Genomic DNA, 22,742 nt, shown 5'->3' on the forward strand with positions numbered 1-22,742 from the left:
TTTCAGTTTTTAATTTTTCTGTAAGAGATAATTGCTTTCGTCGATTTGATCTAATTCCAGCTTGTGAGTCATCGCAATGACCTCTAAAATAAACCGGACAGGCCGGTCATCAAATCGGGCAGTCAGCAACAGCTTTTCCATTTCCGGATCAGCTGTCGCGATCTCCACCCTGTAAACTTTGTTCAATTGTTCTATGACGTCTTTGAGGCTTGTTTTATTAAAAATGAATGAATGTGTTTTCCAGGCCAGGTAATTCAGATCATCATTCTGAATTCGTTGAAATTGCGGCGAATCATCATTCAAAACACCTTTTTCGCCGGGAGTTAGAATCACATCATCATCTGTCGATGCTATTTCGCTGGATGAAACCTGAACACGTCCGGTTTTTACCACCACAGAAACTTCACCCGTTTGCGGGTAGGCATTCACATTAAATGAAGTTCCCAAAACCTGAATATCGGCTTTCCCCGCATGAATAATAAACGGCTGATCCGGATTGGGCAGAACTTCAAAAAAGCCTTCTCCATCCAACTCGACTTCCCGGTACTTTCCAGTAAAATGATCGGGATAAGAAAGATGACTACCGTAATTCAAAGTAACCATCGAGCCATCAGCCAATTCGATTTTGGTCAGTCCGTAATTGTCAACCGCTGCAACTTCTTCCTGTGCGTTCAGCCAACCAGCCTCACTGGCCCAATAAGCAACTGAGCCAACCAGCAAGCCGACCAGAATGACGGCAGCGATCCTTCTCCAAACCGAACTTAGTCTGAAAACTTTAGTTTCGGAATTTTGATGAATAGCGGCTTCAACCTTCGGTAAATCCTGTTCTGGTGAAAATCTTTTCTGCTTAAAATGAAGGTCGATTTGACGAGCAGTTTCCCGGATATCATTCAATTCATCCGGCTCCCAATCCGTCAATTCAAGATTGGACTTTTCGGCAGTCCGTTCATCAAACAACTGTTTGGCCAAGGCTGCCCATTTTTTGTTGATATCGTTCTTATCTGTTCCCATTTGCAGTTATGACAGGGAACCACCGGCAACACCCCTAAGGAAAATCAAAAATATTTCCGAAAAAGGCTGATCCCAATCAACAAATGGCGATACTCTTTGAGATCCTCTCGCAAATGTTTCAATGCCAATCCCATTTGCGTTTCAACCGTTTTCACGGATATCCCCAGGCGATCCGCAATTTCGCGGTACGTTAGTTCATCCTCGCGGCTAAGCTTGAATATTTCTTTGCGTTTGGGTGGAAGGGATTCGATACTCGCTTCAATTTTTTGATGTAAGTCAACTTCAACAAAATACTGATCAACTTGACTATCCTTCTCGTCAGACGCCAATTTGTCCAGGTATTTTTGCTCAACCTTTTTATGATTGATCCAGTTTATCAACTGGTTTTTTACGGCCCGAAACAGATAGCTTTTCACGGAAGTGTGTACCCAAATTTGCTGTCGTTTTTCCCAAAGTTGAACAAAAACCTCCTGTACCAATTCCCTGGTTTTCTGATCATCGTCCAAAAGTCCATAAGCGAACAGGCAAAGCCCCGAATAGTAACGATTAAAAAGCTCGCTAAAAGCTTTTTCATCGTCTTGTTTCAATTTTGAAAATAATTCGAGATCGGTTGCTGCCTTCATCTTTCAGGGGAAATAGGGTGCAAAATTCAAAGATGGCTTAAAACCATTAAAACGAAGCCTCTGTTACTATATTTTTCAACATAAGTAAACATTCTATATTTGTAGAAATCCTGAAACGAAATACCTATGAAAGAACAAAAATTGCCTGTTCGGTTTAGCCGGCCATTCTGGGTGGCCAACTCAGTTGAACTGCTTGAGCGTTTAGCCTACTACGCTATTTTTATCGTTATCACCATTTACCTGTCTAATGTTTGGGGCTTTTCCGATATCGAAGCTGGCTGGATCAGCGGTGTTTTCTCGGCTACTTTGTACTTGTTACCCACCTTTGTTGGCGCATATGCCGATAAAATCGGATTTAGAAGCGCGATTATCATTGCCTTCAGTCTATTGACAATTGGTTATGCCGGACTCGGAATCTTACCCACAATGCTGCAAAGTGCCGGACTAGTGAGCTATGGCATGGAGACAAGCTTCAACGGGCTCAACGAAAGCATTCTGCGGTGGTCAATTGTGCCGGTCATGGTTTTAATCGTTATTGGTGGCTCGTTTATTAAATCAGTCATTTCAGGTACCGTGGCTCGCGAAACAACCTCCGAAACCAGGGCCCGCGGTTATGCCATTTTCTATATGATGGTCAACATCGGGGCATTCATTGGTAAAACCGTCGTCGATCCGCTGCGAAAAAGTTTGGGCGACCAAGGACTCGTTTATCTCAACTTCTTTTCGGCAACCATGACTGCCTTGGCTCTGATTGCTGTTTTCTTTCTTTATAAATCTGCTAAAACAGAAGGACAAGGCAAATCATTTCGCGAAATTGGTACCGGCCTGGTCAAAGTCGTCAGTAATGTGAAACTACTGGTTCTGATTCTAATCATCAGTGGTTTTTGGATGATCCAAAGTCAGATGTACGCCACCATGCCCAAGTACGTCATCCGCATGATTGGCCAGGAAGCTTCACCCGGCTGGTATGCCAACGTGAACCCGCTGATCGTCTTCCTGATGGTCAATATTGTCACATCGTTTATGAAGAAGTATACTGCCCTTCGATCGATGACAATTGGGATGCTGATCATTCCTTTATCGGCTCTCATCATGTCTTTCGGCACCCTGATCGGCAAAGACTTCATCCTCGGATTGCACCCGGTTGCTTTTATGATGATTGTTGGAATTGCTTCCCAGGCCATTGCCGAATGTTTTATTTCACCCCGTTACCTGGAATATTTTTCATTGCAATCACCTAAGGGTGAAGAAGGCCTTTATCTTGGATTTAGCCATTTACATTCGTTCTTCTCGTACTTATTTGCCTTTGGACTGGGAGGATACCTGCTGGACAAATATTGTCCCGATCCCAAACTGTTTGAGTCGGCAGAAGCTTACCGACAAGCAACAGCTCACGCCCATTACATTTGGTTTGTGTTTGTCGGAATCGGTATGATTTCAGCTCTGGCTCTGCTTGTTTATGGTTATTTGATAAAGAAAAAAGAACCTGTTCAGCCCGCAAATTCATGAATTTGGTACCAAAAGAGAAATAAAAATCCGAAACGGAAAGCATCGCTCAAATCGTACATCTCATTGAATTTCAGAATATTTTATTGATGCGCGCAAGTCCGGTCAAATTGAACACAAAAAGTTTTTAGAGATATTGCTTTGAGCGAACGATTTTTCCATTATTTTTGCATCGCTAATTCAGCAACGGGTGGTTACCCCGAGACATCGGAAAACAAAAACCACCAGTGCCAACAAGCCCGGGTGGCGGAATTGGTAGACGCGCTGGATTCAAAATCCAGTTCTGGCAACGGAGTGCGGGTTCGATTCCCGCCCCGGGTACAAAGGCATCCTTTCGGATGCCTTTTTTATTTTATATCAAATTATGGTGAGTGGGTATAGCATTTAAGTTTCAGATGCAATATCTTTGTTAATCACGATAAAAAAGAAATACATGATTGTTGTTGATTCACTCAAAATATTGATTGCAGAGGATGTGGAGTCAAACTTTCTGTATTTGAATGCTGTACTCAGTAAAATCAAAGCAGATATTGTTTGGGCCAAAAACGGGCGGGAAGCTGTTGAGTTGTTTAAAGAACATCAGGACTTTGACTTAATTCTTATGGATTTGCAAATGCCCGAGATGAATGGCTACGAAGCAACCAGGCATATAAAATCAATGAATCCAGCCATTCCGGTTATAGCGCAAACAGCTTTTGCTATGGCCGAAGACCGCGCTAAAGCACTCGATGCCGGTTGCGACGACTACCTGGCCAAACCGATCCGATCAAAAGATTTACTGAATCTGGTCGAAAAATTTATGCACGTCTGATTATCTTTCCATTCCAAGAATAGAAAAACGCTCATTTCTTAATAAGGATGGGCGTTTTTTAGTGTTAAAGAATAGCTCAAAAGTAATCGCATTTATTACTTTTGAAAATTCAGAAAAAAAGAAATGGACAAAAAACAATACCTCCTCGACAAGCGATACCTCAAGATGGCCAATATTTGGGCTCAGAATTCCTATTGCAAACGCCGCCAGGTTGGCGCCATTTTAGTAAAAGATCAGATGATCATTTCCGATGGTTATAATGGAACTCCCTCGGGATTTGAAAATATCTGCGAAGACGAAAACAATAAAACCAAGCCATACGTTTTGCATGCTGAAGCGAATGCAATCACCAAAGTTGCCAAATCGGGCAATAGCAGTGATGGCGCAACCATGTATGTTACTTCCTCGCCGTGTATGGAATGCTCAAAAATAATTATTCAGGCAGGCATCAAGCGTGTTGTTTTTACGGATAACTACAGGCTTGAAGATGGCATTGAACTACTTAAAAGAGCAAATATTGAAGTCGTTCAGGTGGAAATTGAAGATTAAAAAAAAGATTAGAAAACGAAAACATGAAGAAACGGATTAGCATCTACTTACCTTTATTGATAGCAGTATCAGTCATTGTGGGAATATTTTTGGGCAACCATCTAACCAGTCAGTCCAGCCACGGTGGATTCCAGAACTTTGCTGCACCCAAACCCGATAAACTGAGTACCATTGTCGACTTAATCGCCAATGCTTATGTCGACTCGGTTGGTACCGACCAAATGGTAGAAGATGCCATTCCCGTTCTGCTCAAAAATCTAGATCCCCATTCAACCTACATTCCTGCTCGTGATATGCAGGAGGTTAACGAAGAAATGCAAGGGAATTTCGGCGGCATTGGCGTTCAATTTTCCATCCACAACGATACCGTTCAGGTTGTTGATGTTATTTCCGGAGGCCCTTCATCTAAGTTGGGGATCCAACCGGGCGACCGCATTGTCATAGTAAATGACTCTCTTATCGCCGGTAATGGTGTAAAAAATGAAACCGTCTTAAACCTGCTTCGCGGAGAAAAAGGCACACAGGTTAATGTGGGAATCAAGCGAAAAGGAATCAAAGATTTAATGCGTTACGACATTACCCGTGGCGACATTCCAATCATCAGTGTTGATGTTAGCTACATGATTAATGATAGTACCGGCTATGTTAAAGTGAGCCGTTTTGCTGAGAAGACCGTCGCCGAATTTATGGAGGCTGTCAGTAAAATAACCGGTGAAGGTGCCAAGCAAATCATTGTCGATTTACGTGGAAACCCCGGAGGATATTTGATGGCAACGGTTAAGATGGTCAATGAATTTCTGGACGAGGGAGATTTGATTGTTTACACAGAAGGACATTCGCAAGCACGGAAAACATATTCGGCAACCGGAAAAGCCCATTGGAAAGATAAACGTGTGTTTGTATTGATGGACGAATATTCAGCTTCAGCAAGTGAAATTTTCGCCGGTGCATTGCAGGATAACGACAAAGGCGTTATCGTTGGACGCCGTTCGTTTGGAAAAGGGTTGGTGCAAGAGCAAATTCCTTTTAACGACGGTTCTGCTTTGCGACTGACTGTTGCCCGTTACTATACACCAAGTGGACGCTGCATTCAAAAACCTTACAGTGAGGGAACCGATGAATATTATCACGACATCATGAACCGCGCAGTACACGGTGAATTAGAAGTAGCCGACAGTATTCAGTTTTCTGACACCTTGAAATATGAAACCAAAGGCGGACGAACCGTTTACGGTGGTGGTGGCATCATGCCCGACTATTTTGTGCCAATGGACACGACTGGTTATTCTGACTATTATTCGAAAATTACCCAGAAAGCACTGGTTTATCATTTCGCTTTCGATTACAGCGATAAGCACCGGGTAGAACTCGCTAAACTTTCAACCCCGGAACAATTCGTTCAATATTTGCAAAAAGAAAAAGTGTTGGATCAGTTTATCGCTTATGCTGAGGGAGAAGGTGTTAAACGCAGCACTTCAGACTTAAAAATATCTGGCAAAATCATTGAATATCAACTCATGGCATACATCACCCGGAACATTATCGGCGATGATGGATTCTACCCGATTATTCAACAAATCGACAAAACATTGCAAAAAGCCATCGAACTTTCGGAGGAAAATCGTTCGCTCACACAACTTTTAGCTGTAACAAAATAACATCTCGCTCGTCATATGGGGAAATGTACAGAAAACCCCATGACCGTTGAAGAGTATAACATTGCCGTGAAGCAGCACGCTGATGGTGTTTTTCGATTTGTTTTGAAAAATATTCGCGACGAAGAAAAAGCCCGCGATATTGTTCAGGACAGCTTCGAGAAGCTCTGGATTCATCGTAGCAATGTGTCCGGCGATAAGCTGAAAGCTTACCTCTACTCAACGGCTTACCATCGTTTGATTGACCTGGTAAGAAAAGACCGCCGCCTGAGCCTGATGGACGAAGTTCGATCGGAAGATGTTCACTTTGAACAGTATTCCGACTTGCATGAAATCCTGAGCAAGGCTATTCTTTTACTTCCAAACGATCAGCGTTCTGTACTGCTTTTGCGCGACTATGAAGGTTATTCCTACAAAGAAATAGCGGAGATTACAACACTCAACGAATCGCAGGTAAAGGTTTATATTTACCGTGCCCGGGTGTTTTTGAAGAATTATATTGGGAAAATGGATGTTTTAGTTTGAAAGATGATGATTAACCGGTCAAATTACGAAAGCTACTTTATTGACTACATCGATGGGAACCTCCCCAACGATTTGGTGGATGAGTTTTTGGATTTTCTGAAAGGTAATCCCGACCTGGCCGAGGAACTAAAAGCTGTTTCCGGGATTAAACTTCATGCCGAGCCAGGCATCTTTGCAAACAAAACCAAATTGTACAAAACCGATGACGTTGAAACGGCCGATTTCCAATCCGTAGCTTTCATTGAAGGCGATTTAAATGAGCAGGAAGAACAGCAATTCCTGGATGACTTAGCAACTGATGACGCAAAACTGAAGGACTTGCAGCTTCTTCAAAAGATAAAGCTTCAGCCCGACCTGGCTATCCGGTTTCCGGAGAAAGAAAAGATGCTCCACAGACCAAAGCCAATTTACCTGTGGCCCATGCGAATCGCGGCACTTTTACTCTTGTTCTTCTCCGTTTGGGCTTTGATTCCCAGGAAAAACCAAGTGATTCCGGAAGCTCCAATCGCCCAACAAATTACACCTTCACACGAAACACAAAACGAGGACAGTCAGGAAGTAACTGCCAAACCGGAAATTGAAGAACCCGCACAAACTGAGAATATGGCAGTTGCCGATGTGCCGGAAACAAAACCGATCGTCCGCGAAAAACCCAATGCCCTTCAAACTGATAGCCCGTCGATTGACGACCGAACATTAATTGCCGTGCGTGAGGATATTCCGAATAAAATGCAACCGCTAAACGCCCATTTGGATCTTCAAAAGGTGGTGGTTTCGGAAGTTTATATTACCACTAGAAATCAATTCCCAAGTCGGGAAACACTGAGCGTCGACGAATTCCTGGCTTACAAACTGATCGATGCTCCAAAAGGAGAAAGCTTCACCATCAATAACCTGACCAATGCCGGGTTGCGTGCCGCCCAGAACATTTCGAACGACCGATTCGAAGTTGAACGCAACGCAAAAGGGAAAGTTGAAGAGATCAAATTCGAGAGTCGCTTGATTGCTTTTTCCATTCCTTTCAAAAAAAATCGCTGAGCCTGTAACATTCCGCAACAGCTGCCCGTCATAGGGCTGAAAGAAAACAAAAGACGATTCAGCAATGAGAAAACAAATTGTAAAAATCCAATCCTATGAAAAAGTTATACCTACTGGCAGCACTCGCTCTTATTGCTGTGCAAATTCAGGCGCAAGACACCACCAACGTTAAGGTGTTGAAGAAAAACATCGTTACAGTGAATGAAGAACCTACTAAAACCGAGGTCAGTATCCTCAACGATAAAATCAACATCCAGGACAACTATTTCAGCGACACAACAACCATTCGCGTTGGTCGCCGCAACATTGAAATTATAGAGGGCAAAACCCGCACTTACGTGAATATGGAGAAGGATGACGATGATGGCAGTTGCACTTGGGGAAAACACAAAAAGAAATTTAACGGGCACTGGTCCGGATTCGATATCGGGGTAAACGGCTTGGCAAATACCGACTACAGCTTGTACAAACAACCCGGAAACGAACTCCCAATTGGTGTACCGTCCGAGTTTATGGAATTGCGCCAGGCAGCCTCCCTTGAGGTGAACCTTAACTTTGTAGAGTACAACATCAGTCTGAAAGAAGATCGAGTTGGTATTGTCTCGGGTCTGGGCTTACAGTGGAACAACTACAAGTTTGACAACTCAATAACCATTAACAAAATGGATGACGGCTTGATTCATCCGTTGAACATTGAGGAAAACAACTTCAAAAAGTCGAAACTAACTGCTTCGTACCTGACGTTACCAATCATGCTCGAATTCCAGATTCCCGTGAATGATCACTCAAACAGCTTGTTTATTAGCGGTGGTATGGTCGGCGCCTTAAATATCGGCTCCCATTCAAAAGTGAAAAACGACCATTCCAAAGACAAAGATCACGGCAGTTTCAACATCAATCCGTTTAAATATTCGGCTATTGCTCGAATCGGCCTTCGCGACTTTTCTCTATACGCCACTTACAGCTTCTCAACCTTGTTCCGCGAAGACAGAGGACCGGAAATGTTTCCGTTTACCATTGGAATTAGTCTCATCAACTTTTAAGCGACAATAGTCAGACACACAGTAAAAAGACCTGCTCAAAACAGGTCTTTTTTCATTTAGATGAATTAACTTCGGTTAATGACCAACCCGAAATGTCTGCTAAAAACAAAATTGATTTTTACATTTGTAGAAACACTTGAATCCCTAAAATTAAATCCAGTGAAGAAAAGCTACCTGCTTTTAATCGTTCTATTATTCGTTTCAGCGCTGAATACCTTATCGGCGCAGGAACCGGAAAAAATTGCGACTGATTCGATAGCTACCGCAACGGACTCCATTGCCCGTCCGACGATCGTGGATATCTATCAACCGGAAGGATTCAATTTCTGGGAAGAACGGTTTAAAGGAAACTGGGCCGGAATATTTTTCAGCTTCAACGGCTTTGACAAAGCAGATTACTCCATGTATGCCGAGGAAGATCAAGGGTTTATGGAACCCGAACTTTGGCAATCAAATTGTCTAAGTATCAACCTGATTCAAATTTCGATGCGTTTGCAGCGCAACCGGAACTTTATTGGTCTGGTTACCGGCGTTGGGGTCGATATTCAATCTTACCGGTTGTCAACGAACTACAGTCTGCGGAAGGGGCCTGACCGAATTGAGCCAATAAAACTGCAGCACGAACAGGAACTGAAGTCAAAATTCGCTTCTGTTTACCTCACCGCTCCCCTGTTGATTGAGTTCCAGGTTCCGATTGGTCATTACGATAACCGCATCTATTTTTCAACCGGTGTAATTACCAGTCTTCGCCTAGACACACACACCAAAGTAAAATATTCCGAAGGCAATCAACGTAAGAAGATCAAAGAAACAGACGATTTCTACCTGAGAGATTTCCGCTTTTCCGGAACCGTGCGCATGGGTTATCGCTGGATTAACCTGTTTGCCACTTACGACCTTCAACCACTGTTTAAGGACAATAGAGGACCTGAGCTTTACCCTTTTTCAGTCGGTTTAGCCTTCGTCACTTTTTAACCGCCCAAATCCTGATTATTTTCCTGTTCACTTCGCTTTAAATGTTTTATTTTAGCGCTAAACAGAAAACGTTCCTGATATGAAACTTTTATTGAGCAGCAATTCGACTTTGCCCGGTGAAGATTACCTGGGCTTCCCGATACCATATATTCAGAATTTTTTAGGTGATAAACCGGTTAAGGCTTTGTTTATTCCGTTTGCCGCGGTGACTTTCAGCTTCGATGAATACGAGGCCAAAGTGAATGAAGCCTTTCAGCGCGTTGGACACAGTGTGGTGGGCATTCACCATTTCGACAACCCGCAAAAAGCGATTGAAGAAGCGGAAGCGATTGTTGTTGGCGGTGGAAATACCTGGCAACTGGTGCGTATGCTGCACGATCAGAACCTGATGATGGCGATCCGCCGGAATGTACAAAGCGGAACACCCTATATTGGATGGAGTGCCGGTTCAAATGTAGCCTGCCCCACCCTGCGTACAACCAACGACATGCCCATCATCGACCCGACAAGTTTCAACACAACCGGACTTGTACCCTTCCAGATTAACCCACACTACCTGGATGCCAACCCGGACGGACATGCCGGCGAAACACGCGAACAACGAATCAACGAGTTCACCGAGATCAACCCGTTGACTTATGTTGTAGGTCTGCGTGAAGGAACATTGTTGAAGCTGGAAAATGAAAAGCTGGATTTAATCGGTAACCGGTCGGCACGTATATTTATGCAAGGGCTGGAACCTTACGAACTTAATCCCGGCGATGATTTTGACTTCTTGTTGAAATAGCAAAAAACAACATTTGATACCTGTCACCCCGAATTCACTTCGGGGTCTTTTTTTGTAGATCCCGAAACAAGTCAGGTCGACAACATGAACAGTTAGCTCTTAATCGATCGTACGGGGTACCAGGCCGCCACGAAACCAATGGCCAGAACGATCAGCAAGGTAGCCAACACATCGAAAGTCTGCAGCTTTACCGGGTAGGCTGAAATGGCAAATGCACCACCTCCGGGCAGTTTTAAGAGCTCGAAACGGGTTTGCGCCCATACCAGGCCGATGCCGGCTAAAACACCAGCCAAAGCGCCTGTAATCGAAATCATCCAACCCTGGAGCAAAAAGATCCGGCGAACCAGGCTTTGATTAGCCCCCATACTTTCGAAAATGTAGATATCGTCTTTTTTATCGAGAATAATCATGGTCAACGAGCCCAGCAAGTTGAACGAAGCAATGATCAGAATAAAACTCAGGATCAGAAAACTGGTCCACTTTTCCGATTTCATCACCCGGTACAAAAACTCGTGCTGTTCGTACCGATCCTGCACTTTGTAGCCACCGCCCAGCAGTTGTTTAACCTGCGACTGAATGTCAGCAACATCAAAGCCGGGCTTCAATTTTAATTCCAACGAAGTAACACGGCCATCAAGCTCAAAAATCTCGCGGGCAAATTCAATCGGGACCAAAATATATTGGGCATCAATTTCCTGTTGGACCGAAAAAACGCCGGTTGTAAACAGAAAATCGTGGTTAAAGGCATTCTCAAGTATCAGGCTGTTTTTCGACTCGCGCTTGGGATAATACACATGAATTGGGTTCACGAAATTCAAACTCACTCCTAAATCAACAGCCACGCCTTGACCAATTACGGTAAACATGTGGTTATCCTGGTTCAGGGTGAATTGGCCGTCAATCACCATCGTGTCCATGCCCGAAAAATCAGCGTAATCAGCCTCAACACCCTTCACAATGCCATATTTCTGGCGGTCGTCGTATTGCAACAACGCATTGTCTTCAACCACCTGCATAAACGACTCAATGCCTTCAATCGCTTTCAGTTGCCTGATCTCCGGGCTATCCAGCGAAAAGCTCTTTCCTTCGACCACCATAATTTTCAGGTCGGGATCGAAGCTGGAAAGCATGCCTTGAATAAAATTGTCGATTCCGTTGAACGCAGAAAGCACCACAATTAGCGCAAGGGTACCAACCGCCACACCAACAACCGATAAGGCCGAAATGAGGTTGATCACATTCACTGATTTCTTAGAAACCAGGTAACGACGCGCTATTTGAAATGCCAGTTTCAATTATTTGAAAGCTTTAACGATCAATCCGGTGCCGCTGGTGTGTGTTCCTTTCACATCGAAATAGTTCAGCAGGGCTGAAATTGGGAACGCAACAAGGTAATAGAAAGGCAACAGGATGAAAAACAGCTTGCTCACGCCCAACAGTTGAATGGGGTATTTCATGGAAAGCCGCCAGCTGATTTTACCGGGATTGCCATACGAATAGCGTGCCTCAACCCTCGAGAATCCGGCCGATTTCAGTTTCGTTTCAATCTCGCCAATGTTGTAGCCGTCGCGCACGTGTTCGTCGATGAAACCATGCACACCACCTTCTTCATGATCGTGGTCGTGCGCATCCGATCCCCCCTGATCCGATGGTGTTGAAATGAGCACCACCCCACCCGGCTTCAGCGATTTATAAAAGTTTTTGAAAACCTGAACATCCTCTTCAATGTGTTCCATTACATCAATCGAAAGAACCAGGTTGAATTGCTCAGCCTGCACAAATTTGGTCAGGTCTGCTTCTTCAAAACGAACCCGGTCAGCCTGATTAATCTGCTGAAAGAAACGATTGCAATCAGCGATTTGCTCTTCTTTTACGTCAACTGCCAGAATGTTCGATTTCGGGAACAACCGGCTCATGCGGTAGGTGTATTGCCCGAAACCAGAACCGGCGTCGAGAATAGCGCAATCGGCCGACAATTGAAGGTTCTTCAGTTCCTTGCGGACATGCCAGCTTCGTAACAACAACAAATCGAGGAGGCGGTAAAACAGTTTTCTTAGCGCCGGAGTTTGGTTGAACACCTTGCCCAGCGAACGTTTAATCGGATCGTATTGCATAATTCAGTTTCGAGTTTCAAGTTTCGAGTTCCAGGTTGCCTGGCGGCAACAAAGACTGAAAACTGCGACTAAGTGCTATGATTTCAGGAGGTCGTCAATTTTTTCGATGTAATCGAGGCTGTCATCAATGTAGAATTCCAGTTGCGGAATCACACGAATTTGTTTTCCTACACGGCGGCCAAGCAGGAAGCGTATTTTCGGGTTTGCAATCCGGATTTCCTTTAAAACCTCGCGAATTCCTTCAGCAGGAAAAATACTCAGGTACGACTTGGCCATACCTAAATCGGGTGTTACGCGCACTGTGGTCACACTAATCATTTTGCCCATGAACATCGTGCGACTTTCTTTTTGAAAAATATCAGCCAACTCCTTTTGCAGCAACCGACTTATCTTTTGTTGTCTTGTTGATTCCATTTCCTTGTTAAAATTGTCAGCGCCAAAGTTAATCAAAAATACCGGATGGTCTGATTTGATTTGAATTGAGGCGAAAAATGTCCCACTTGAAAAGCCAGACGCTATTCCGGCAAATTGTCCGGGGACAGGTCAACCACCTCCGGGGAGGGCCAACCCTGCTCCTGAGCGGCGAGAAATTGCTCGGGGGACGCTCGATCATCCTCGTGAAGCGGATCAAAACACCCAGAGGACGCTCAAATTCCAGCGGGGATGGGTTAAATTACTCAGGGGCCACTCAAAGTTGCTCAGGGGATCAGAAAAACTAGTCATGACCGCGTCAAACTCATCCGGGACGGGAGAAAAGTTACCGGGGACGGTCAAACCTACTCAGGGGACGCATCAACAGCGGCTTTCAGAGATTCACCGTCCGGAGGTGTGTGACTTTTCTTTAAATGAAAAGAAACGGAACAAAGAAAATTCAACCTGAATGCCTATTCATAGATGATACCATTATTAGCACAGTATGAGCGAAAGATACCTATTTCGTTTTCGATAATTTTTCCGGAAACCTCATCGATCCCATTTTCTAAAAAATGACCTAACTGATACAAAATTTCACTGCCAGTATTCCCGCTCGAAATTATTCTGTCGATTTCTAGTGCCACCATCGGGTTTGTTTTCTTCTTAATTGTTTCGACTAAATCATCTATGTCCATCAGCAAATTATCTTGATTCTTAAACCCATTCAATTTAACAGATCTTTTTGAATAGAAGGCACAGAAAACTGGAAGTTAACCACATAATCAAACTAAAACGACCGAATAAAAGCCCCTCGCCAGATTACATGAACGAGGGGCGCTTTTGTTGATAAAGTCATCCTGAACTTCCAGCCCGGCTGTCTGACGAGGTTTCAGGAACTCCTACTCTTGCTGTTAAAAGTTCCTTGATAAACTCGGGATGCCCCAATTTAGTGACCGGGTGACTTGAAGTCAGCCAGTCACTAAATGCATCCGTTTATTTGGGTAGCGGATAACCTTTCAGTTTTTCGAGGTTCAGCGCGATTTCCGCATCCGGGTATTCGTAATCGTGCAACTCGCCGCCGAGGTACTTGTCATAACCCACCAGGTCCATCAAACCATGGCCGCTAAAGTTGAAGAGAATCGTTTTCTCCTTGCCTTCTTCTTTGGCCTTTCTTGCCTCGCGAATGGTCGCCGCAATGGCATGCGTGGTTTCGGGTGCCGGGATAATTCCTTCGGTTTTTGAGAACAACAATCCCGCCTCGAAACACTCACTTTGGTGAATGGCCTGAGCTTCCATCAACCCGTCGCGCAAAGCAGCACTGACCAACGGAGCCATGCCGTGATAACGCAAACCACCGGCATGAATCGGCGCCGGAACAAAGGTGTGTCCCAAACTATGCATAGCCATCAGCGGGGTCATTTGAGCCACATCGCCATTGTCGTATATAAACGGTGCTTTGGTCAGCGTTGGGCACGAAAAGGGTTCGGCACCGATGACCTGAATGTCGGCCCCGTTAATTTTATCGTAGATGAACGGGAATGAAAGGCCGGCAAAATTACTACCGCCCCCGCAGCAGCCAATCACAATATCCGGCTTGTCGATACCCACTTTAGCCAGCTGTTTCTTGGCTTCCAAACCAATAATGGACTGGTGCAACATCACGTGGTTCAACACCGAGCCCAACGAGTAGCGGGTTTGTCCGGTGGTGTCGGAAACGGCCGCTTCAATAGCCTCCGAAATGGCGATCCCCAACGATCCGGGGGTATCGGGAAACTGCGCCAAAATATCGCGTCCCGCCTGCGTCTCGGTACTTGGACTAGCTACGCACTGCCCTCCCCAGGTATTCATCATCATTTTCCGGAAAGGCTTTTGGTCGAAGCTTACGCGAACCATAAACACCTTACATTCGATGCCGCCAATAATCGAACAGGCAAACGACAAGGCCGATCCCCACTGTCCGGCTCCGGTTTCGGTGGTCAGCTTTTTAATACCAAACTGCTTGTTGTACCAGGCTTGTGGAATGGCAGTGTTGGGTTTATGACTTCCGGCGGGCGAAACACCTTCATTCTTGTAATAAATTTTAGCGGGGGTTCCGAGCGCTTCCTCCAACTCGTAAGCACGAATCAGCGGACTTGGACGCCAACGGAATAAATGTTGCCGGATTTCTTCCGGAATATCAATCCAGCGTTCCTGGCTCACTTCCTGTTCAATCAAATTCATCGGGAAAACCGGCGCCAGCATATCCGGGCTAATCGGCTTTCCATCGGGGCCCAACGGCGGATTTAAAGGGGTTGGCAGGTCGGGTGCCAGGTTATACCATTGTTTGGGCATGTCAGCCTCATCCAAAAAAATCTTCTTTTGTCTAGCCATGATTAGTAATTGGTTTAAAGTTCGTATTCATGCAAAAAGGGATTTGCCGACACACAACAAATCCCTTTTCTCACCCCACTTCAGGAACCAAGAACGACATCACGCACTTCCATTTTCACGTTGCGCCAGGCATGTTCTTTTCCGTATAAGGGTGATTGGTACATTTTATTTTGATTTGAATTCTAAAGCTAGCGATTATTTTGAGAAATGGGGAAAGCAACAACGGGGAAAATATGAAGAATATAGCACCGTTTCCCGGAATTCAGATAAACGTGCATCCCACCCAAAGCCCGGTGTCAGGTAACTGTCAATCGTTAAAATAAAATTTTGTGTTTCAAGGAATCAGGTTAATTTTGCAGATCGAATTGTTAAAACCTCTTTTCAATTCGTTCAAAGCCGTTGTAAAATCCATTTAAAAGAAGGACTGCCAGCGGAATTTTTAAAATTCTATCACTTGCAAAAGAATGAATAAACCAATTGTTGTTAGTGGCATCAGGCCAACCGGAAACCTGCACCTGGGGAACTATTTCGGAGCTGTACGCAGCTTTTTGAAAATGCAGGAAGATTATAACTGCTATTTCTTTATTGCCGATATACACTCGTTAACCACTCACCCAACGCCGGGAGACCTGCAAAGCGGTGTGAAACAAGTGCTGGCCGAATACCTGGCTTGCGGCATCGATCCTGAAAAAGCAACCATATTCATTCAAAGTGATGTTCCTGAAATCAGTGAATTGTACACCTTCCTGAATATGAATGCCTATTTGGGCGAACTGGAGCGTACAACATCATTCAAGGAAAAAGCACGCAAACAACCCGAAAATGTGAATGCCGGCCTGCTCACCTACCCGGTGCTAATGGCTGCCGATATCATTATTCATAAAGCCCAGTATGTACCTGTTGGCAAAGACCAGGAGCAAAACCTGGAGATGGCCCGTAAATTTGCCGGTCGTTTCAACCGCATGTACAACCAGGAAGTTTTCCCAATTCCCCGTCCATTTACCTTTGATGGTGGCGATATGATTAAAATTCCGGGATTGGATGGCAGCGGAAAGATGGGTAAATCGGAAGGCAATGCAATCGCCTTGTTCGAAGATCCAAAGTCGATCCGCAAAAAAGTGATGCGGGCGGTAACCGATGCCGGCCCAACAGAACCCAATTCACCCAAACCGGAGCCTATTCAAAACCTGTTCACCTTGATGAACATCATGAGCGACCCCGCCGTGGTCAAACAGTTTGATGATGCTTATAGCGATTGCAGTATCCGTTACGGCGATCTGAAAAAGCAGTTGGCTGAAGACATTGTTGCTTTCACCACACCTATCCGCGACCGAATCACGGAGATCCTTGAAGATGATGCTTACTTAGCTAAAGTGGCTAAAATGGGCGCTGAAAAAGCCCGTGAGTCTGCTCAGGCAACACTGAAAGAAGTAAAAAGCCTGATCGGGTTCAAAAAGCTCTTCTAGACACGATATACACTGCATAAAAAAGCCGGATAAACCGGCTTTTTTATTGTCTAAGAGTTGCTACGATCGTCTCCTTTTTAGGAGTGATACTGAATACAGGAGCTTTCGTTTTTAACAGGACTTCGGATGCCAACCGCCCGATGTAATTAAAATCGAAAATATTCTCCTGGTGTGTCATAATCAAGGTCAAATCCGGATTTGTTTCATCAATAAACTCCGGAATAAGATCACAAAGTTGTTTTCCGCTGTCTTCCCGCAACAATGTTGATACCGTCGAAATACCTGCTTCTTCGAGGGTAAAGCGTATATATTTCATCTTTTTGGAGATGCGGCTTTCTTCTTCGTCCAGATTCGCTTTCAGCGCCGAAACCACATGAACCTTAGCGTTAAATACTTTCGCCAACCGAACGGCCCAGGCCAGTTTGTGCTTGTGTGGCTGAAAGATATCAACCGGGAACATGATCGTCTTGAAGTCGAAGGGTTTCTCATCGCCATCGTAGGTTAAGACCGGGCAAAGTGCTTCGCCCACAATCAACTTGATCCCATTGGTCCACGTGGACTCTGATTTTGGAGACTGCTCCAGTTTTTTATTCAGAATTACCAGGTCGTACCTGATGTGATTGAGCAAGCGAACCACACATTTAGTGATAGACCCAGCGCGAACTTTCAACCGCACAAACGACGGAAACTTGCCGTCAAACTCATCCGTCACAAAGGCTTTGAATTGCCTGCGATGTTCTCTTAAGTTTGACTGCTTTTTTACCGGCCGAAACCAATCGGTAATGACAGATTCGTCCGGTACAACATATAAAAACGTAATATTTGTTTGGAATTTCTCATGAATTTGGAGTGCTCGCCTGATCGCGCTTTTTCCTTGATCGTCCAGAGTAACCGGAACTAAAACCCGATGCACGGTGGTTTTAATCATACTTTAAAAATTAAGTCAATGTTTGTTTCAAAAAAACTTGTTCGTCTCTTTAACTGAGACAGTCCCTTAAATACAAAATTCAAACCATTTTACTGACTAACTTACATTTAGAGGCCGTATTTAGAATTCATTTGCAATAATTCACAATCATTATGAAGAATTGGTCCGACCGTCTGAAGTTTCGAACCCAAAACAATTTCTGCCGGAAATTTCGGTTATATAGAATGAGTGAATGAAAAAATTCAAGTCCAAAGCTGGTTCGAAACCGGGAAAATATCAATCGAAACAAAATTGATTTATTCCGCACGATCAGAAGGATTTATCGGATTTTAATTACTTTTAAACCATGCGCAAAAGGGGGATAACTGGTTTGTTGTACATATTCAACCTGACACTGTTACTCTGGTTGATGGGCACGGCTGTAAGCTATGGTCAGGATGTATCCTTTTCGCAATATTATACCAATCCCCTCTACCTAAATCCTGCATTTGCCGGGACCATTGGCGCTCCCCGAATCGCTTTGCAATACCGAAACCAGTGGCAACAGTTTGACGGCGCCTACACCTCATACAGCGCTGCTTTCGACGCACCCGTTAAGAAGCTGCAAGGCGGCTTGGGCGTTTATTTGCTGAACGATGCCCAAGCCAGTCAAATGCTCAATTCTTTTCAGTTAAATGTGGCCTATTCGGTCAAGGTTCGGCTGAATGAAGACTATTTTTTCCACGGCGGCATTCAGGTTGGTTATGCTGAAAACACCCTAAAAACAAACGAGTTGGTTTTTGCCGACAATATGGAGAACAACGGAGGTATTCCCGGTAGCTCGGCTGAAGTATTTACCGATCCCAAATTTTCGTACCTCGATTATTCCTTCGGACTCTTGATCTATAGCAAGAAGGTATTTGGCGGTCTGACCATCCATCACCTTACCGAACCGGATTTGTCTTTTTCGGAAGATAACAGCTACGACAGAAAATTACCACGCAAATACAGCCTGCACGCCGGAGCACGCTTACCGGTTTTCAGACATGGACATTTACACAAAAAGTTTGATATTTCGCCTCAGCTCATCCTTCAAAAACAAGGCGTATCGGAGCAAGTTAACTACGGGATGTTTGCGACCAAAAACGGCTTTACAGGGGGTGCCTGGTTTCGGCAAAATTTTGGAATCAAATACGATGCTGTGATTTTACTGGTTGGTTACACAACACCATGGATGCAGCTCACTTACAGCTACGACTGGACCGTTTCGGGATTGGCCGGACAAACAGGTGGAACGAGTGAAATTTCGCTGGCTTTTGTGCTGAATAAACGCCGCGATGGCGGACGACTCCCCTTCTTTGTGCCTTACGAAGAACGTTTCGGCGGCCAATAAAAGCTACCGGATAAGTAAGATCTGTCCTTTCTGCCGATGTTCCCGCCCCTCAACATCGCTGTAGGTTGCCATCCAAATGTAATTTCCCATTGGCGCTTCCTGACCACCTTTATCCAGTCCGTCCCATGGATTTGCCGCCGAAGTAGTTTCGAAAATAACCTGCCCCCAACGATCGTAAATCTGTAAGGTGAAGTTTGTGCCATTCAAGCCTAAACCGTAAGGCATAAATACGCGGTTCTCGGGAATATCGCTATCCGGGCGGAAGGCGTTTGGCGCGTTAAACCGGTTAAACACAACCTGAATCTGAGATGATGTTGAATCTTTACAGCCAAGGTTGGAGCTGGCAACAAGCCAAGCAATGTAGCTGCCAACTTCGTTATATTCATGTTGTGGCGCATAATCTATCGAATTTTCACCATCTCCAAAAATCCACAAGTAGCTATCGGAATTATCGGAATTATTATAAAAGGTAACCAGCGGATTATCCGGAGAAACAACCGGCCGATCAATATCAAAATCAGCAATTGGCGAAGGCTTAACCTCCACCAAAGCATCTTTTGTCAGCTCGGAGGTACATCCGCTCTCCTCTGCGTCGGCAATCAGCGAAACACTGTAATTACCGGCATTGGTGAAAGTCAATTCCAAAGAATCACCAGTGAAAACCCCCGCATCCGTTGACCAGCGAATACTACCCAACCCTCCCGGATCTGTAACTGTCAATAAAGTTTGAAGTGAATCACACCCCACAGTCGGATCAGCGTTGAAATCTACAGTCAACACACGATCAGCCGCAAAGCTTCCAGGCTCTTCTCTATAAAGCGTATCACGACAAGGACCGTCTTCCACAATTAAGCTGATGGAAGGTCTCTGTCCAGTATTTTCGTGAACCAGCAAAACCACTTCCCGATCCGAAATTAGATTGACTACCTGTGCATATTTAAAGTCCCATTTAAAGATTGCCTGATCGGAAGCAGAACCGGTAAAGCGAATCGTATCGGTATAACTCTTACAGTAAGGTTTAAAATCAAAGCTGAAATCAGCCACAGGAGGCTCTTTAAATTCAATTTGAATGGTATCGCCACTCACGCATCCATCGTTAGTCGTTATTGTATAATACACATCGTAAACACCATAATCGGGTGCATCGAATACAGCCTGCGAAACCGATTCATTTCGTTTTGTCAGTCCATTTGATGTCCACTCAAAATGTCCACCATTTTGCCAAAGCGTATCCGGGTAATTAGAAAGATCAGCTTCAACCAAAGCACTTAACATCCCGCAAATCACAGAGTCAGCCGCAATGGTTACCGGCGGGTTACCAAAGATAATCACACTGGCCGTATCTTCATCCACACAGCCAAACTCGTTAATCGTGGTAAGGCGGAAACGGGCAGTTGAATCAACATCAAGCGTATTTAAGGTTCCCAGGTTCTTCCCTTCAAGCGACTGCCAGAGGTAGTCGTAATTTCCGGGTTCTCCCGTAACAGCATTCAGGGTAATGGTAGCCGGTGAACAATCATAAAAACGATCGGCTTGTATCTCAGCATTTACCCCGTCGGCGAATACGATTTGAATGGTATCACCGCTTACACAGCCATCTTTGGTTGTTAATACGTAAAAAACCTCAAACGTTCCTATCGAATTGACCGACATCACGGCAACAGAATCAGTCTCGTCACCAAACGTAACTCCATTACTGATAGCACCCCATTCAAAGCCTCCCGGATCGGTCATCCACAACGAATCAGGATAGTTACCCAAATCGGCTCTAATAGTCGTTTCCAGATCGCCGCAAACCAAACTATCAGCCAATATGGTTACTGGTGGCTTTCCGAAGACAATCACATCTGCAGTATCTGTAACAGAACAACCATATTCATTCCATACTGTTATCCGGTACATCGCGGTTGAATCCACCGTTAAACTGGGATCTGTGCTCAGACTATCTCCCTCGATACTCTGCCACAAAAAAGAAGCAGCATCCAATGAGTTTGCTTGCAAATTAAACTCCCACGGAGAACATTTCGATAAATCATCCGGCGTGATATTTAAATCAAGACTAGGTTTCAAAACGAATACTGAATCGTGCAAAGAGCCCGTACACCCTTCTACTGTTGTGGTTACTTTATACCAGCCCTCTTCTGTCACCCGGATAGACTGAGTCTCCTCTGTGGTTGTCCAAGCGTAAGTATCAAAGTAAGGTCCGGCATCAAGAGTCAGTGTATCGCCCGGGCATAGCAAGAGTGTATCTCCGCTAAAATTGATACTTCCACCTAAATCAAGCACAATATTCAGGTTGAAACCAACCGGATAACCGAAAGACTCCAAATTTCCAAAACCATAGACATAAGCTAAAAACCCTTCATTCGGATCAATATTCTCCAATGTATGGGTTCCTCCTGGAAGTATCATTTGTGCATAAGAGTAATACGTTCCTGGGAAAGGATTGAAAGTATAGCCGGTTAGCGCTATTGGCTTTCCGTCCAAATGCAGGTTGGCAACCTGATCGGTTGGAGAAACAATGTTGATATAATGGGCACTAATCGTAGATTGGTCGTAAGCTTCGAAAGTCACCTTGTTTTTACTTTGCGACTTGGAACTCAATATAATCATGGAAGGGTCACCAGTCTTTCCGTCTACCGAGTGCGACTGGCTAAACTGAGCGACCATAATCGGCTTATCAGCTAAAATGCGGGAAGCCTGATTCGCATCCAGTTCAACCTCTTTAAACTCACCCCTGTTCAACAAAAATGATCCATATTCCTCGAGGTCAACTGTTGTTTCATCTTCTGATGCCAAAATACGGAAACGATCTGCTTCGCGCCCCATCAAAGGAACCGTAAAATACTCCAGTCCCCAGGAATAAAGCGGCGGCATCTGCTCATACAGGTGATCCCAAGCCTCAATTGGATCTACATTCGGAACAGAAGTTGCCAGATTACCTGCATAAACAGCAACTGGTTTAGTCGACTGGATGAAACTCCCCGTGAGATCACCTTGGTTTACAAGTTCACGATTCAACGACTGAACCTGGTAACTTTGCCCTCTATTCAATGTGACACTGAACTTAACTCCGGCCGGATTTCCGCCTGCTGTTTCAGCGGAAGGGGTAATCATCACATCGGTATTATCTTCCGTACCTATAATTAGAAATTCACTGTTCCGACCATTATTATAAGTACCATCTCCATTTTCATCAACATGAGGCTCGTAACACATCGCATAGTAATCCTGCCCGATTGACTCAATTGGGTAAATAACTGCGACATCGGATGACCGGTTATCCCAGTTTAGGGCATAAACATTCACCGGACGATCTGAAACCAAATGAATACCTCTGTTTTGAATAGTCTCAGATCCCAATGCTTCCAAAACTGGCCATGGAACATTAACCGGGTATGAAGTATTGGCGGAAACAGAAAAGTTACCGAGAGAAATCTCGGAAGGTCCGTAGGTAACCGTGAAGTTGGCATCATAACTTGATGTTACAGTAATCTGCAATTTATGACCGTTCTGATTGTAGTTTCGACCTTCCATAAAGCCAAACCAAAATTC

The 22,742-nt window shown here is 44.6% G+C and carries 20 protein-coding genes and 1 tRNA gene; 12 read left to right on the forward strand and 9 right to left on the reverse strand.

The window, feature by feature from the left end; genetic code table 11:
- Window positions 1-9 precede the first annotated feature (9 nt).
- Both GJV22_RS14605 and GJV22_RS14610 read right to left on the reverse strand, forming a co-directional pair.
- A complete protein-coding gene (locus tag GJV22_RS14605; protein WP_163715270.1) occupies window positions 10-1,011 on the reverse strand; it encodes a FecR family protein in 1,002 nt (333 codons plus the stop codon).
- Window positions 1,012-1,055: 44 nt separating this feature from the next.
- Window positions 1,056-1,634 carry an RNA polymerase sigma-70 factor gene (locus GJV22_RS14610; RefSeq protein ID WP_163715274.1) on the reverse strand — a complete coding sequence of 193 codons (579 nt, stop codon included), beginning with the start codon at window positions 1,632-1,634 and terminating at the stop codon, window positions 1,056-1,058.
- 126 nt (window positions 1,635-1,760) lie between these two features.
- On the opposite strand from GJV22_RS14610, the gene GJV22_RS14615 reads away from it, so the two are divergent.
- The 10 genes from GJV22_RS14615 to pepE all read left to right on the forward strand — a co-directional run bounded on the left by GJV22_RS14615 (window position 1,761) and on the right by pepE (window position 10,523).
- Window positions 1,761-3,143 (forward strand): MFS transporter, encoded by a 1,383-nt coding sequence (locus GJV22_RS14615; protein WP_163715277.1) that lies wholly within the window; start codon window positions 1,761-1,763, stop codon window positions 3,141-3,143.
- A 234-nt stretch (window positions 3,144-3,377) separates the two neighbouring features.
- Window positions 3,378-3,461, forward strand: a tRNA-Leu gene (locus GJV22_RS14620).
- 112 nt (window positions 3,462-3,573) lie between these two features.
- On the forward strand, window positions 3,574-3,951 hold the full coding sequence (locus GJV22_RS14625; protein ID WP_163715280.1) for a response regulator: 378 nt from the start codon (window positions 3,574-3,576) through the stop codon (window positions 3,949-3,951).
- 123 nt (window positions 3,952-4,074) lie between these two features.
- Window positions 4,075-4,500: a deoxycytidylate deaminase gene (locus tag GJV22_RS14630; protein ID WP_163715284.1), complete on the forward strand. Its 426-nt coding sequence runs from the start codon at window positions 4,075-4,077 to the stop codon at window positions 4,498-4,500.
- Between the two features lie 23 nt (window positions 4,501-4,523).
- Complete coding sequence (locus GJV22_RS14635; RefSeq protein WP_163715286.1) at window positions 4,524-6,158, forward strand: S41 family peptidase; 1,635 nt, start codon at window positions 4,524-4,526, stop codon at window positions 6,156-6,158.
- 15 nt (window positions 6,159-6,173) lie between these two features.
- On the forward strand, window positions 6,174-6,680 hold the full coding sequence (locus GJV22_RS14640) for an RNA polymerase sigma factor (protein ID WP_238480344.1): 507 nt from the start codon (window positions 6,174-6,176) through the stop codon (window positions 6,678-6,680).
- Window positions 6,681-6,683: 3 nt separating this feature from the next.
- Window positions 6,684-7,718 carry a hypothetical protein gene (locus GJV22_RS14645; RefSeq protein ID WP_163715289.1) on the forward strand — a complete coding sequence of 345 codons (1,035 nt, stop codon included), beginning with the start codon at window positions 6,684-6,686 and terminating at the stop codon, window positions 7,716-7,718.
- A gap of 95 nt (window positions 7,719-7,813) precedes the next feature.
- Window positions 7,814-8,761 (forward strand): outer membrane beta-barrel protein, encoded by a 948-nt coding sequence (locus GJV22_RS14650; protein WP_163715292.1) that lies wholly within the window; start codon window positions 7,814-7,816, stop codon window positions 8,759-8,761.
- 159 nt (window positions 8,762-8,920) lie between these two features.
- Entirely contained in the window at window positions 8,921-9,736 is an 816-nt protein-coding gene (locus GJV22_RS14655; protein WP_163715295.1) for an outer membrane beta-barrel protein, read from the forward strand.
- A gap of 79 nt (window positions 9,737-9,815) precedes the next feature.
- The gene (pepE, locus tag GJV22_RS14660; RefSeq protein WP_163715298.1) at window positions 9,816-10,523 is read left to right on the forward strand and encodes a dipeptidase PepE; all 708 of its coding nucleotides are present in this window, start codon (window positions 9,816-9,818) and stop codon (window positions 10,521-10,523) included.
- A gap of 92 nt (window positions 10,524-10,615) precedes the next feature.
- On the opposite strand, the gene GJV22_RS14665 is transcribed toward pepE, so the two are convergent.
- The 5 genes from GJV22_RS14665 to GJV22_RS14685 all read right to left on the reverse strand — a co-directional run bounded on the left by GJV22_RS14665 (window position 10,616) and on the right by GJV22_RS14685 (window position 15,421).
- Window positions 10,616-11,818 carry an ABC transporter permease gene (locus GJV22_RS14665; protein WP_163715302.1) on the reverse strand — a complete coding sequence of 401 codons (1,203 nt, stop codon included), beginning with the start codon at window positions 11,816-11,818 and terminating at the stop codon, window positions 10,616-10,618.
- Window positions 11,819-12,637, reverse strand: a complete 819-nt coding sequence (locus GJV22_RS14670; RefSeq protein ID WP_163715305.1) for a class I SAM-dependent methyltransferase — start codon at window positions 12,635-12,637, stop codon at window positions 11,819-11,821.
- 75 nt (window positions 12,638-12,712) lie between these two features.
- Entirely contained in the window at window positions 12,713-13,051 is a 339-nt protein-coding gene (gene rbfA, locus GJV22_RS14675) for a 30S ribosome-binding factor RbfA (protein ID WP_163715308.1), read from the reverse strand.
- 470 nt (window positions 13,052-13,521) lie between these two features.
- A complete protein-coding gene (locus tag GJV22_RS14680; RefSeq protein ID WP_163715312.1) occupies window positions 13,522-13,746 on the reverse strand; it encodes a hypothetical protein in 225 nt (74 codons plus the stop codon).
- Between the two features lie 298 nt (window positions 13,747-14,044).
- Complete coding sequence (locus GJV22_RS14685) at window positions 14,045-15,421, reverse strand: TrpB-like pyridoxal phosphate-dependent enzyme (protein WP_163715316.1); 1,377 nt, start codon at window positions 15,419-15,421, stop codon at window positions 14,045-14,047.
- A 464-nt stretch (window positions 15,422-15,885) separates the two neighbouring features.
- Here GJV22_RS14685 and trpS point away from each other — a divergent pair, with 464 nt between their 5' ends.
- Complete coding sequence (trpS, locus tag GJV22_RS14690) at window positions 15,886-16,887, forward strand: tryptophan--tRNA ligase (protein ID WP_163715320.1); 1,002 nt, start codon at window positions 15,886-15,888, stop codon at window positions 16,885-16,887.
- Window positions 16,888-16,930: 43 nt separating this feature from the next.
- Here the strand turns inward: trpS and GJV22_RS14695 are convergent, their stop codons facing one another.
- Window positions 16,931-17,815, reverse strand: coding sequence for a universal stress protein (locus tag GJV22_RS14695; protein WP_163715322.1), 885 nt, complete (start codon window positions 17,813-17,815; stop codon window positions 16,931-16,933).
- Window positions 17,816-18,161: 346 nt separating this feature from the next.
- Here GJV22_RS14695 and GJV22_RS14700 point away from each other — a divergent pair, with 346 nt between their 5' ends.
- Complete coding sequence (locus GJV22_RS14700; RefSeq protein WP_163715325.1) at window positions 18,162-19,187, forward strand: PorP/SprF family type IX secretion system membrane protein; 1,026 nt, start codon at window positions 18,162-18,164, stop codon at window positions 19,185-19,187.
- A gap of 3 nt (window positions 19,188-19,190) precedes the next feature.
- Here GJV22_RS14700 and GJV22_RS14705 read toward each other — a convergent pair whose 3' ends face one another.
- Window positions 19,191-22,724, reverse strand: coding sequence for a T9SS type B sorting domain-containing protein (locus GJV22_RS14705; protein ID WP_163715330.1), 3,534 nt, complete (start codon window positions 22,722-22,724; stop codon window positions 19,191-19,193).
- Window positions 22,725-22,742: the final 18 nt, after the last annotated feature.

Source organism: Mangrovibacterium lignilyticum (genome assembly GCF_010882175.1).
Classification (GTDB): domain Bacteria; phylum Bacteroidota; class Bacteroidia; order Bacteroidales; family Prolixibacteraceae; genus Mangrovibacterium; species Mangrovibacterium lignilyticum.